Origin of the sequence: Ensifer sp. Root558 (genome assembly GCF_001427045.1) — a bacterium.
In the GTDB taxonomy this organism is placed as follows: Bacteria; Pseudomonadota; Alphaproteobacteria; order Rhizobiales; family Rhizobiaceae; genus Ensifer; species Ensifer adhaerens.
Genome location: NZ_LMGC01000020.1, coordinates 12,352 through 25,780, shown reverse-complemented (window position 1 = coordinate 25,780; position 13,429 = coordinate 12,352). Strand labels below are relative to the sequence as shown.

Below are 13,429 nucleotides of genomic sequence, written 5' to 3'. Positions count from 1 at the left end.
GGGTCTACTCGAGCAGCAGCTCCGACAGGCGCTTGGCATTCTTGATCGCATGACCATCACGATCATTGTTGAAGTAAGCCCAGACCGTTTTCGCTCCGCTTCGGCGGATGCGTTCCGCCCATATCCTCAGTTCGGCGTCACTGTAATCGTGCCTATACCATTGATATGGCCCGTGAAACCGCACATAGATGTCATCGCAAGTCTTCACGAGGGCGTCGGGCAGCCGAGGGCCACTGCAGGAGCAGAAAATAGTTCCATTTTTCTCAAAAGCGTCGAAGACGTCGTCATTCCACCAACTCTTGTGGCGGAACTCCACAACGTTTCGACGGGAAGGGTCAAGCTGAGCCAGTATGGTGTGCAACATCTCGGCGGAGTAACGGACGCTTGGAGGCAATTGAAACAGAAAGCAGCCCATCTGGGGGCCGAGAACGTCGGCTATGTAGCCAAAGTCCTTGACCAAGGTGCTGGTGTCGTCGAAGCGCCTGACGTGGGTAATGAGCTCACAGACTTTGACCGTGTAAACAAAATTCGGTCCTGCTTGTCGCAGCCAATTCCTCACCGCGGCGATCGTCGGCCATGAATAAAAGGGCGCATTGAGCTCCACCGTTTGGAACTGCTGGGCATAGATGGAAAACCACTTGTTCGAAGGAATATCTGCCGGATAGAGCTGTCCTTTCCAGTGCCAATAGTACCAACCCGAGCAGCCGATATGGAGGCCGTGTAACAGGCCCCGCGGAATGGTGAGCGCGCCTCCATTCGTCCCGAGCGCCAATCTCAACGCATGCATCTTTTCGGCCCGGCCTATATTCGCAAGCCGCTGCCTCTGTCGGCGCTGCGCGCGACGGGCGCGACGTTCTGCAAGTTCTTCCGAAGAGCGCTCCACCATCTGACGATCCGCCGTTTTCCCTGGTCAGAAAGTCTCGAGACGGGATTTGGTCCCTGCTTTCCAAACACCTATCCACCTTCGCGCCATTACATCCGTGAAGCACGCGAACTCCGGGGCGGAGCATCATGTTTGTTTGCAATTTCTTGAAGAAATGCCTCGATCGTTTTGACCTGATGGAACAACTGATCCGCCAACGGCCTGTAAACATTGCGAAGAGGTGGCGTTGGTTCAGCTGACAAAAGGCCATTGTCGCAAGGGCGACCGTCATCCCAGCCCGCATGATTGGCAATAGGATAAAGACATACTGCCTCTATAGGCACTCCCCACATCATAGCAGCCCTGACTTCTTCGCCGACATATGCCAGCCAATCGGACCGGCGATCGCCTTCAGTACCCGTCTCTGCGATCAGCATTGGCCTGCCATATCGAGCGTAGGTTTCGACAAGAATTTTGCGCAATGGTTTGTAGAGAGGGTGTTCGACGTCGATCGTCGGGCCGCCGTGGATCCACTGGTTGTTGTGGTAGTAGTTGACGCCGATGATATCGAGATACTTTTCCGCGCCTCCCAACTGGGGCCACAAGCGTCCCGAAATCATGTCCCAGGCTTGGTATTGTGCCAATCGATGGCCTTCAGCAGCAAGTCGATCGCCTGGTCGCTCGGGATCGGCCAAAACATTGATGGCCGGCTCGCAGTGGACAAATCGGGCCCGAGGCTCGACCTCAAGAATAGCATCCATCGCCGCGATCGAGGCGCGCGCAAGCTGCACCTTGAGCTCAAAGCCCCTGCGCCCTGCCCAAGGGTTGAGGTAAGCAGCATCTCCACCCGCCCATGAAAAGAAAGAGATTTCGTTGACAGGCACGAAGAACGGCGGGGCGGCGATTTCGCTTCGCAGGAGTTTTGCGGCAGCCCCCGCAAAACGCGCAAACCGTCTCACAAATTCAGGCGACCATATATCGATATCATCGGGCCAGCCGTAGTGCATAAGATCCCAGATGACCTGCGTTCCGGTGGTGCGCGCTGCGCGCATTAACGGTAAAACACTGCTCCAGTCATATGTTCCGGGCAGTTGCTCGACCAGATGCCAGCGAAAACCATCCCGTACGCTGCGGATATGATGGCTCGCCAGCTGACGGTAATCATTTTCCGCATATTGTTCGTGTTTTATCGAGGCTATCATATCCAGGCGCCGACCCCGGCCCACCCCATCCCTTGGTCGGACGCGGTGGGTAGAACATTCAAAGCCTCCTTGGAAGAAAGACTGGAACAGTCCGGTCGGAGCGCACGGCGTCCTTTCCTCAAGGACTTCGTCAAAAAGCGCCTGCCACTGCGGAACCACCGCTTCGACGCTGTAAGTCTTCTCTACATGCAAACGCAACTGTAGACCGAAGCTGGCGCGCAACTCCGGCGATCCGGCAAGCATTGTGACGGCCTCTGCCACTGCTAGTGGATCGTTATGTCCGACAAAATAACCAGAAAGGCCGTGTTTGATCTGTTGTCGTGAACCGTTGTCGGCCGTTGCAATGACCGGAAGGCAGGCGGCCCCAGCCTCAGAAATGACATGGGGCATGCCCTCATCCCGCGAAAGCCAGACGAACACGTCGAACGCTGCAAGCAGGTCCGCGACGTCGACCCGGTCACCCAGGAAGCTCAAGACGGCATCCAATCCAAGCTTGCTACACAGAGCCTTCAGATGCTGCGCATATTCGGGCATGAATGCATCTGGTCCTCCCACGATCACAAAGCGCATGGTGTGATCTTGTGCGTGAATAATCGCGGCCGCCTCGATGAAGGTCTCGACATTCTTTTTTGCATCAAGACGCCCTACCCAGCCGACCAGGATCGTGTCGTCGTAGATGCCGAGTTGCCGGCGCGTTGCAGACCGCCGGCTCGGCTCGAACTCCTTGAGATCGACCATCGATGGGATCTCTCGGGCATCACATTCCCGCCCAGGCATTCGAGACGCGGCGGCGTCGCGAATGGAGCGACAGACACCCACATAGCGACTGGTCAAATGTTTCGGTCCGCTCAAAGCTTCCAGGACCAGGCCACCATGCTCGATCAACGGCGGGCGAATGTGCAGCCGTTCAAGTGCCGGGTAAATGTCTGCAACATTCTGACATGAAACCACCACGTCATAAGAAGGAATTTTGTCGGCGAGATAGGCAACGGTCTCTTCGAGCGACATAGAATAGGGCGCAGTGTCCACTTCGATGCCCAAAGCCCGCAGCTGCTGATGCGTCTGCGCGGGCATGCCGTCCTTGTGCAAACATGCGACCACATCGATTTTGTAGCGCGAACGGTCGATATTGGCCGCAAGAAGACGAACCTCGGTTTCCTCTCCTCCCACCACCAACCAGCCGAAGACGAAGAGGACGGTCTTGGGGCGGCATGATCCCGTCATGGTCCCACCTTGAAGACGATCTGCAAGAACTCAAACCTCCGCTGCAGCAGATCCGAAAGAAACTCCGGAGCATCCTCGAAGGGGATCACATGGGTGATCATGTGCTGTTTGATCAGTTCGCCCTCACGGGCCAACAGGTCGATTGTTTCGCCCGCAAGCCGGCGTTGGCTCCAATGCGATGAAAGACCGCGTGGAACACGATTGATCTGCGCGCAGCGTATGTTAAGGCCATTGTGGTGGAACTCCTCACCCAATCTCAGCCTGTCAGCTCCACCCTGATAAAATGCCAGGTCAATCACGCTCCCCTGGGGTCGTACGGCCTTGAGTGCGACGTTAAGGCTTTCCGAATGGGCCCGGGTCTGAAACACGATATCGGCTCCGCGGCTTGCAGCGCCGTCGTGCCAGTGCGTCTTCGCGTGTTGCCAGGCGTGTTCCTCTGACATTGCCTGAATGCCCATCGCCTCTGCCTTTTCTCGGCGGAACTGTGACGGATCCGCGACGACGACCTGGCAAGCGCCAAGGGTCTTGGCAAAGAGCGCTGTGAGCAAGCCCACGGTCCCAGCTCCGATAACCAATACGCGTCGACCGACGACACCGCACCCCAGGAAGGGCAGTGCCGTTCCGAACGCATCGGCATCGGCATGGAGAATGCCATTGGCAGCTATCGGGCCCATTTGTGCGACGAAGATGCCAAGCAGCGGATCGATCGTGGTGGGAAGTGGGACGAGAAGGTCGCAAAACGGGTCGGCTACATGGCCGGTCTTGTGGGCGTAGGTTGCAGCGACGATATCGTTTGTTGCGTAGCCGGCGGCGTTTGTGTCTGCGACCCGCGCCACCTCCATGTAGCCTAGAAAGGGAACGGGATATGACAGGTCAGGTTCGTTCGCTATGAAAACCCCCCGCTCGCGGTCGAAGCGCGAATGAAAGTAGGGATTAGTGTTTTTGAGGAACGTTAACTCGGTCCCGGCCGAAAACCCGGTAAAGAGTGTGTCGAGCTGTACGTGACCGTCGGCTGGCGCCTCTTCCTCATATTCCAGGAAGTACATTTTGCCAGGGCGCTCGACGCCGAGGGATCTTATGGTGCGGCTGAACATCGGCACAATTCCTAAAAGTTGTGGAGGTCGATCGGCTGACCGGTTTCGGCAGACTTGCTCAGAGCTAAAGCAATGCGGTGGGTCGCGAGCGCCTCATGGTAAGGGCAACGAATGCGATTTTCGCGGCCCCGCACCGCATCGACGAAGTCGCGATCCTCCAGCCGCACCGGGTCTCCGTCGGCCCGGCGCACCGGCCTCCCCGCCCCGACATCCACCATGATGTCATGGTCTGTCAGTTCAATCGCCAAGCCATCGGCAAAGAGGTTCAATCCCATGTGATGCCCCCACTTCAAGGCACACGTGGACGCAATGTTTCCGATCGCACCTGTTGCGAATAAAAAGCTGGCCGTGCTCGAAGTGGCAACATCGAGATCAGGAAAGTCATCCCTTTTTCTATGCGTCGTCTGGCCGAATACCCGGACGATATCGCCGACAAGATAACGGGCGAGATCGACGATATGGGTCGTCTGTTCGACGGTTTGCCCGCCTGATGTCTCCTTTTTCCACCACCACTTCGGGGGTGGAGTCTGATCGAGCCAGTAGCCCGAAACAAGTTGTGCAGGGTTCTCAGCCAGGCATCGGCGCGCTTCCTCGACGGTGTCGAGGTATCGCCAGTGATAGCCCACCGCGGTAATCAGGCCGGCCGCAGCAATGCTCGCGGCGAGCTCTCTGGCAAGATCGAGATGCAGGCTGATTGGCTTCTCGACAAAAAATGGAATCCGAGCCGAAATGAGCTCTCGCTCGACATCGCCATGCGCAAATGGGGGGACACAGATATAGGCGGCATCCAGTTCCAGTTCGCCCAGCATCTGGGCAGAGGAAGTAAAGGCTCTGGCGCCAAATCGGCCTGCCGCATGCTGGGCCCGTTCGATGCCGGGATCGGCAAAGCCTACGAGTTGCACGTCGTCGAATTCCGCCAAAATATCGAGATGGCGGGACGCGATCCCGCCCACTCCAATAAAACCGATGCGCGTGCGTTTCATGGTTCGATGCTCTCTTTCGTTGGCGATCGCTGAATGGAGAACGGATCGGTAGATTTCTGCGGTCTCCTCGACCATCCGGGCTGCGGTGAATTGTTGCTTGAACCTTCGTCGCTGCGCCTCTCCCGTGCGAGCTGCCCCTGCCGGATCGGCTAGGACGGAGATAATCCCCTCAGCAAGCCCTTCCGGATTGCTGGGCTCCACAAGGAAGGGATGCTCGTCTCCAAGAGCGTCAATCGTGCCTCCGATCGCAGTCGCAACGACAGGGACCCCCACCGACATCGCCTCAAGAACCGCCAGCGGCAGCCCTTCGAACAGCGATGAGAGAACGAAAACGTCCGCCGATGCCAGCAGCGAGGCTATGTCGTTGCGCTGCCCTGCAAACAACACAGCGCGTTCAAGTCCGAGCTCTGCGACCAAATCCTTCACATTGCCGACTTCAGGACCCGTACCCACCAGTAGCAGCACAGCATTGGGGAATTGTTGCAGGACGCGAGGCATCGCCCTGACCAAGGTCAGGTGGTCCTTCTGCCGTGTGAAGCGCGCGATCGATATAAGGGTGTTTGATCGTTGGGAACCCCACTCAGACCGCGCCTCGATGCCATCGCGAAGCGGTGGAATTCCGTTTCGGACAACCTTGATCTTGTTTGGATCGACGCTCTCATTGGGGAAAGTCGACCGCGCCGCGGGGGAGACGACAACCAGTCGCTCGACGAAGCCAAGGCCCTCGAAGAACGCCGCCTTCTGTTCTCCTTCGGTGAGGAGAAACGGCAAATGCTCCGTTCTGATAACCGGAACACCTGCGACTTTTCCGGCGTGTGCGAGCCCATGGCCTTCCCAGCCGATGCCTGCGTGAACATGAATAAGATCGGCATCGACCGATTTCAGCCACAAGCCGCACTCGGCGATGTCGTCGAACTCTTTGACCGCCAAGCCGAGTGCGAAGGCTTTCGAAGCAAGGTTGCCCTCGCATCCTCGCGGCAACACCATCGTAACTTCAAAGTGTTCGCTCAACCCCTCGCCGAGAATAAGCATGTGGGCACCCATGCCCGATGCATCGCAGCTATCGGTCGCAATGACGAGCTTTTGTTTTGGCTTCATGAGAGGGCTCATCGAACACCCAAGCTATGGTCCGCCGTGTCCCTGGCCGCAAATCGCTTGAAAGTCGAAAGTGCCTGACCCACAACCTGGTCCATGTTGTAGTAGCGGTAGCTCGCCAGTCGTCCGACGAAGGTCACATCGCTGCGCGAGCGTGCAAGAAGCGCGTACTGGTTGTAGAGCTCCTGATTTTCGGGCCTTGGGATCGGATAGTAAGGGTCTCCGGCTGAACACGCGTACTCGTGACACACACTCGTCTTGGGATGGACTTGCCCGGTGATGTGCTTGAATTCGGTCACTCTCGTGTAAGGAATCTCTTCAGAGGGAAAATTCACGACCCCGACGGGCAAAATTCGCCGCCGGTCGTAGGTCGTGTGTTCGAACCGCAGGCACCGGTAAGGAAGCCGACCATACTGATAGTTGAAGAACTCGTCGATCGGTCCGGTGAAGATGATATGCGTGCCGGGGAACTCATCCCGGACATCTCTAAAGTCGGTGTTGAGCCGAATATCGATGCGATCGCTATCCAGCATATTCTCAAACATCTTCGTGTAGCCCTCCTTTGGCATCGCCTGGAAGGTGTCCTGGAAGTAGCGATCGTCGGTGTTCGTGCGAGTAGGAATGCGGGCGGTAACTGCCTTGTCGAGTTGAGAAGGATCCAGTCCCCATTGCTTGCGCGTATAGCCCTCGAAAAATGTCCGGTACAAATCCAATCCGACCTGCGCGATAACGACGTCCTTCGAAGTGCGCACCCGGTCCATCGGCTCCGCCTTGGAGGCGAGGTACTGGGCAGCCGCGTCGTCGTCCTTCAAATCAAGTCCGTACAGCCCATTGAGGGTTGTGCGATTGATCGGTATCGGCAAGAGCTTGCCCTCTACATCAGCAAGCACGCGATGTTCGTATGGCCTCCACGCGGTAAAGCGCGAAAGATAGTCGAAGATCATTTCGCTGTTGGTGTGGAAGATGTGCGGGCCATATTTGTGAACAAGAACGCCATGTTCGTTGTAGAAATCGTACGCATTGCCTGCGATGTGGGATCGCCGATCGCAGACGAGCACATTGTGCTTGCCTTTGTTTGCCAGCCTCTCGGCAAGAACTGCCCCAGCAAAACCGGCGCCGACAATCAAAAAATCATAAGCACGGCGCCTAGATCTCATTTTTGCCGGTTTTCGCGAAATGGGCGATATCGAGCGCAGGTTTGTTTCAGCCGCTTCCTGCACCAATCCGTCCATTTTCCGGTGAGTCTCATCCCATGAGACCGTCGATAGAAATTCATCGACGCCTTTCAGCCATTTTCCTGACCGGGGCTTTAATTTCATTGCGGCTTCGCATGCCTCAACGAATTCGCTCGCATCGGATGCAAAGAAGACCCCGCTGATGTCTTTGTATTGACGCACGACGTCGACAACCGGCGTAGTGACCACGGCAAGCCCGGCTGCCAGGTATTCCGGGGTCTTTGTCGGGCTGATAAACCGGGTGGCCTCATTCATGGCAAACGGCATTAGAGCCACGTTCCACCCAGAGAAATAGGCAGGCAGGACCTTGTAGTCCTTCTGGCCGAGGTAGTGGATGTTGGGTGCGCGAGGAAGATCCTCCTCCCTGATCTTGGCCACCGGACCAATGAGAACGATTGACCAGGACGGCCGTCGTGCCGCCAAGACGCTTATCAGTTCCAGATCAAGACGCTCATCGATGACTCCGCAAAAACCGAGGACAGGGCCAGCAAGATCCGCTTGGTCCGGTGGGCTGATCGGCACCGTTCGTGCCGACCGAAAGTGCCCCACATCCACGCTGGAGGGAAAGGGATGAATGTTGTCATGCAGGAGGCGCTTGGCGTCGTAGAGGCTATGGCCACCTGTGAAGACCACGTCAGCCCGATGCATCAGCTCACGCTCCAGTTTCACCATATTTGCCGGCGCGAATCTGAAGTTGGCAAGTTCGTCCATGCAATCATAAACAATTGCGGCCGCATCGACATGCCGGGCAAATGGAAACATCATTGGTGTGTAGAACCACAGGACTGGCTTGGGATGACCAACAAGGTCCAGAAGCTCGTCGAGCAATCCGGCCAAACCCGTGTTTCGTTGTGCCTCGGTCCATTCCCTGGGAATTCGGGGCCTAACGGATTTTACGGTCGTGCCCGCGAAAGGATGGATTTCCAGATAGGCCAGATGGTGGTCTGTCGGAATAAACTCTTCAAAGAAGTAGACGTGTCGGTCGCGAGCAAACCGCTTCATGAGGTGTTGTGGCCGCTGCACGACATAATCCCACCGCAGGTGTGAAAAACAAATCACCGGCGCGCGAGCATTAGAAGAACTCTCTTTTTTCTTCGGATCTGCGGTTAGAACATCCATACTCATTCCGCGCTGAGATGTTCGTAGGCCCGAACAACTTCAATTGACGCGCGCCTCCTTGTTTGCTGACTGTTCGGCTCGAATGAGCTGGCGAAGTTTCTTGATGGAGTGTGGCCAAGTCCAAGATCGGAGGACTGCGTCGCGCGGTCTAAAGTCGGTAAGCCGCGACAACATCTGGGCAATAGCAATATGAAACTCGTCCGACGTTGCGGTCGCGCCGGTCTGCGGGGTTATGTATTGCTGGCCGCATCGCAGTTCGGCGTTGGCAAGTACAGGCAAACCTGCGAGCATGTATTCGGTGAGGACCGCCGGGGCCCCGTCATCGACCCCGCACACCACGCCCATGCGAGCGAGATTCATCAACCTGTTGACCTCCGCGAAGGAGACGCCTGGAGGTCCGACAAAGTCGACATCAATCTGCAATTCCGCCGCGTGTTGACGCAACTGATCCGATCGATCGCCGTAGCCGAAAACGCAAAGTGCGCGCACGGACTTCGGCATCTTGGCGAGCGCGTGAAACAGGACATCGTGACGCTTATAGGCTTGCGCGGCGGCTACATAAATTATGTCGTAAGGCTTGGCCCCCTCGATTGGGTAGAACATCGACGGTGCTGCAAATTCCGGACCGATCGGAAGGACCGCGGTGCGTTTGCCCGGGTGACACGCCTCGACCTCGCGGCTCTGCTCTTCTGATCCGGTCAGGATCAGATCGAAGTGGCGGCTGGTGGCGAAAGGGACCCGCAACGCCGGCGCGTCGATCGAGTTATAGATCTTGAAGCTGTGTCGACAAGCCTGCAGGATTTCCTCATCGACCCCTAGGCCCCAGACACAGAGAATATCCGGAGCGCCATAGATCTCGATATGAGCAAGCATGTCGTCCGACGAAAACGGAGGGGTGTTAGCGTCGAGGTGGAACGAGCGCCGTGTCAGGAAGGAACTTTCTCTTACCGTTGGTGGGGGGCCGCTGGCCAGCCAATGGCTCCAGATCTCCGCCCGATCGACTAGGCCATCGGCTACGCAGGCAATTGGCATTCGTTCGAGATAGCTACCCTTTACCTCGACATTGTCTTCTGCGGTTGGCCGAGCAGCCAAATCATCCGCGAAAGTCGATGCCCAGGCCGCCAAGCGCTCTGACTTAGTCGGGACTGTTGAAACCGGTGGCCAGCCGTCCTGGAAATCACTGATGACGACAATCTTTCGCATTACTCACTTCGCACATCTACAGTCGCGAACGTCTTGACGACCACCGCGTTTGGGGAAACGGAGTTGTATTTGTCAGGAATCTAATAGTCTCGGCTTGGAACCGCCGAGCACACTGTTTGTTCCAGTTTTGGCCAACTTAAATTTCCCAACCCGTCTATTCGGGACCACCGGTGTCAATCGAGTTCCAATTGGTGGCGCCGATTCTGCTCACGAAAGCCGAACTTCAAACGTCCCTGAACACGGGATCGTCAGAAGAAAAAGGCATCTTGCAGAAAGAAAGAATGAGTTCACTGCGTCGCCGATCTGTGGCACTGCGAGTTTTCGACGCTCCTTTTCACAGAAACCGGAACATAGCGGGCGCCACAACGTTTGGTGTGGTCTGAGGTCATGCGGATTGATGACTTGGTGACCCTCACCTGTGAACTGTTCAAAGAGTGAACTGATGTAGTTCAACTCGAAATGAGAGAAAGGCCACCAAATGGCTACCAAGACGAAAGTCCTGAGCGATCTCTTCCACGATACCCTCATGGACATCTATTTCGCGGAAAAGCAAATCCTCAAGGCGCTCCCAAAGATGGCACGCGCTGCGCGGTCTGAAGAAGGCAAAGCTGGCTTCCTCAAGCACCGGGACGAGACCGAAGGTCAAATCGAGCGGCTGGGGCAGGTTTTTGAGATTATCGGAAAACCTCTGCGGGGTAAGACATGTGAAGCCATCCAAGGCATCCTCGCCGAAGGCGAAGAAATCATGGAAGAGTACCGTGACAGTCCCGCCCTCGATGCCGGCCTCATCTCGTCGGCCCAGGCGGTCGAACACTATGAAATTGCCCGCTATGGGACGCTCAAATCGTGGGCCGCCCAGCTTGGTCTCGATAAAGCCGTTCCACTGCTCGACGCCAATCTCCAGGAGGAGATCGCCACCGATCAAAAGCTGACGGCACTGGGCGAAGCTGCGGCAAACTTAAAGGCTTCCAAGCAGGCCGCCGAGTAGTCCAACTCGACATGGAGAAGCCGCCGTGAACGGCGGCTTTTTCATTCCGGCACAGGCAAGTGCGCACTCTCCGCGTAGTCCCCCGGCCAATCAATTCGAAACAACGGAGTTCGCCCCATGGCCAAGAAATCTCAAGAAAAGTCGACCTTGAAGCAGCGGGAAACTGTGACGATCCATGATCAAAAGGTGCGCCGCGGGGAAGGAGGCGAGCTTCACCAGATCGCGGAAGACGATACGCCCGTCCTGACCACCGCTCAGGGCGGCCCCGTTGCCGACGACCAAAACTCCCTGCGCGTTGGGCCACGCGGTCCGCTTGTGATTGACGACTTTCATTTCCGTGAAAAGATTTTCCACTTTGACCATGAGCGCATCCCCGAGCGGGTAGTCCACGCTCGAGGCTATGGAGCGCACGGCTATTTCGAAACCTACGAGTCGCTCGCCGCCTATACCCGGGCTGATGTTTTTCAGCGAGCAGGTGAGAAGACACCGGCGTTCGTCCGCTTTTCCACAGTTGCCGGCAGCAAGGGGTCGTTTGATCTTGCCCGCGACGTCCGCGGTTTCGCGGTAAAAATCTACACCAAGGAGGGCAACTGGGACCTGGTAGGCAATAACATTCCTGTCTTCTTCATCCAGGATGCAATCAAGTTTCCCGATATTATTCACGCGGTGAAGCCGGAGCCGGACCGCGCCTTTCCCCAGGCGCAATCTGCCCACGATACATTCTGGGACTTCATCAGCCTCACGCCGGAAAGCATGCACATGATCATGTGGGTGATGTCGGATCGCGCGATCCCCCGCTCGTTCCGGTTCATGGAAGGGTTTGGCGTTCACACCTTCCGCCTCGTCAATGCAAAGGACGAGTCGACCTTCGTTAAGTTTCACTGGAAGCCGAAGCTGGGCCTCCAGTCGGTAGCCTGGAACGAGGCGGTGAAGATCAATGGCGCCGACCCGGATTTTCACCGCCGCGATCTTTGGCAGGCAATACAGTCGGGCAATTTCCCGGAATGGGAATTGCAGGTTCAGCTTTTCGATCAGGAATTTGCAGATAGCTTTGATTTCGACGTGCTTGATCCGACGAAAATCATTCCCGAGGAGGTCCTGGCGCCCCAGCCGATTGGACGGCTCGTCCTTGATCGCATGCCGGACAACTTCTTTGCCGAGACCGAGCAGGTAGCATTCATGACGCAGAACGTTCCGCCTGGCATCGATTTCAGTAACGATCCTCTCCTACAGGGGCGTAACTTCTCCTATCTCGATACGCAGCTGAAACGTCTCGGCAGTCCCAATTTTACCCATCTTCCGATTAATGCGCCGAAGTGTCCCTTCGCGCATTTCCAGCAGGATGGCCACATGGCTATGCGCAATCCGATCGGTAGAGTGAACTACCAGCCGAACTCCTTTGCGGAGGGGCCACGGGAATCGCCGATGAGCGGCTACCGGCATTTCCCCGCCGAAGAGACAGGGACGAAGGCGCGGCTACGGCCGGAGAGCTTTGCCGACCACTACAGCCAGGCTCGCCAATTCTACATCAGCCAGACCGCTCCCGAGCAACGCCACATAGCGGCCGCGCTGACATTCGAGCTGAGCAAGGTCGAAACGCCGGCTATCCGCGAACGGATGGTGTCCCATCTCCTCAATATCGACGAAACGCTAGCAACCGCCGTTGCCCAGAAGCTCGGCTTCCATTCGATGCCAAGCCCGGCTGATGCGGCCATGCCAACCCGGCAGGATCTTGAACCGTCCCCAGCGCTCAGCATCGTGGAACGCGGACCGAAACGCTTCGAGGGCCGCAAGCTCGGCATCCTGATCACCGACGGTCTGGATGCAGCGTTGTTAAACGGCCTGACGGCGGCGGTCGCCAAGGAAAAGGGGGCCTGCGAACTTGTCGCTCCGAAGGTCGGGGGCGCTACGGCCTCGGACGGGACCTGGATAGAAGCACATCACATGATCGATGGCGGTCCCTCCGTGCTGTTTGACGCCGTCGTCCTGCTGACTTCGGCTGACGCCATCGACGACCTCGTAAAGGAAGCCACCGCCCGCGATTTCGTGGCGGACGCCTTCCAGCATTGCAAGTTCATCGGCTACGACCCCTCGGCGATGCCGTTGATCGAAAAAGCCGGGATCGCCGATGGCCTCGATGAGGGTACAATCGAGCTTCCAGGCGAAAAGGGAATATCCGATTTCGTCTCGACGCTCGGCAAGCTGCGCGTCTGGGCCCGAGAACCGTCGGTGAAGCTGGGTAAAGCGTCGTCGCCTCTAGACTAGGCTCGCTGAGATCCCGCGCGCCAAACAAGGGACCCGGGCAAACCATCTGCTCTCCACCCCGAAGCCGGCAGGTTACCCGTTCAGCCTGACGCTTCCTCCGCCGCCGGACAGCGAACCGTCCGACGGCCATATCCTTAATTCGGGAAAAAGCGTCCGTGC

At 57.1% G+C, this 13,429-nt stretch carries 6 protein-coding genes and 1 pseudogene; 2 read left to right on the top strand and 5 right to left on the bottom strand.

Annotation, left to right across the window (positions count from 1 at the left end; all coding sequences use genetic code 11):
• Nucleotides 1-4 precede the first annotated feature (4 nt).
• From ASD63_RS19400 to ASD63_RS19380, 5 genes and pseudogenes are all read right to left on the bottom strand, one after another.
• Nucleotides 5-886 (bottom strand): DUF72 domain-containing protein, encoded by an 882-nt coding sequence (locus tag ASD63_RS19400; RefSeq protein WP_060529767.1) that lies wholly within the window; start codon nucleotides 884-886, stop codon nucleotides 5-7.
• A gap of 86 nt (nucleotides 887-972) precedes the next feature.
• The gene (locus ASD63_RS19395) at nucleotides 973-3,288 is read right to left on the bottom strand and encodes a glycosyltransferase family 4 protein (protein WP_060529766.1); all 2,316 of its coding nucleotides are present in this window, start codon (nucleotides 3,286-3,288) and stop codon (nucleotides 973-975) included.
• Nucleotides 3,285-6,463: pseudogene (locus tag ASD63_RS19390) on the bottom strand (glycosyltransferase). Before ASD63_RS19390 ends, ASD63_RS19395 begins: the two are co-directional and overlap by 4 nt.
• A gap of 8 nt (nucleotides 6,464-6,471) precedes the next feature.
• A complete protein-coding gene (gene glf, locus ASD63_RS19385) occupies nucleotides 6,472-8,814 on the bottom strand; it encodes a UDP-galactopyranose mutase (protein WP_060529771.1) in 2,343 nt (780 codons plus the stop codon).
• Between the two features lie 39 nt (nucleotides 8,815-8,853).
• Nucleotides 8,854-10,017: a glycosyltransferase gene (locus tag ASD63_RS19380; RefSeq protein WP_177235784.1), complete on the bottom strand. Its 1,164-nt coding sequence runs from the start codon at nucleotides 10,015-10,017 to the stop codon at nucleotides 8,854-8,856.
• A 478-nt stretch (nucleotides 10,018-10,495) separates the two neighbouring features.
• Between ASD63_RS19380 and ASD63_RS19375 the strand changes: the two genes are divergently transcribed.
• Nucleotides 10,496-11,005, top strand: coding sequence for a ferritin-like domain-containing protein (locus ASD63_RS19375; protein WP_060529765.1), 510 nt, complete (start codon nucleotides 10,496-10,498; stop codon nucleotides 11,003-11,005).
• Nucleotides 11,006-11,122: 117 nt separating this feature from the next.
• Nucleotides 11,123-13,270, top strand: a complete 2,148-nt coding sequence (catE, locus tag ASD63_RS19370) for a catalase C (protein ID WP_060529764.1) — start codon at nucleotides 11,123-11,125, stop codon at nucleotides 13,268-13,270.
• The last annotated feature ends 159 nt before the right edge of the window (nucleotides 13,271-13,429 follow it).

Excerpts from the sequence above, each read along its gene's own strand:
- catE (WP_060529764.1), top strand. The coding sequence starts at position 11,123 with ATGGCCAAGAAATCTCAAGAAAAGTCGACCTTGAAGCAGCGGGAAACT.
- ASD63_RS19375 (WP_060529765.1), top strand. The coding sequence starts at position 10,496 with ATGGCTACCAAGACGAAAGTCCTGAGCGATCTCTTCCACGATACCCTC.
- glf (WP_060529771.1), bottom strand. The coding sequence starts at position 8,814 with ATGGATGTTCTAACCGCAGATCCGAAGAAAAAAGAGAGTTCTTCTAAT.
- ASD63_RS19380 (WP_177235784.1), bottom strand. The coding sequence starts at position 10,017 with ATGCGAAAGATTGTCGTCATCAGTGATTTCCAGGACGGCTGGCCACCG.
- ASD63_RS19395 (WP_060529766.1), bottom strand. The coding sequence starts at position 3,288 with ATGACGGGATCATGCCGCCCCAAGACCGTCCTCTTCGTCTTCGGCTGG.
- ASD63_RS19400 (WP_060529767.1), bottom strand. The coding sequence starts at position 886 with ATGGTGGAGCGCTCTTCGGAAGAACTTGCAGAACGTCGCGCCCGTCGC.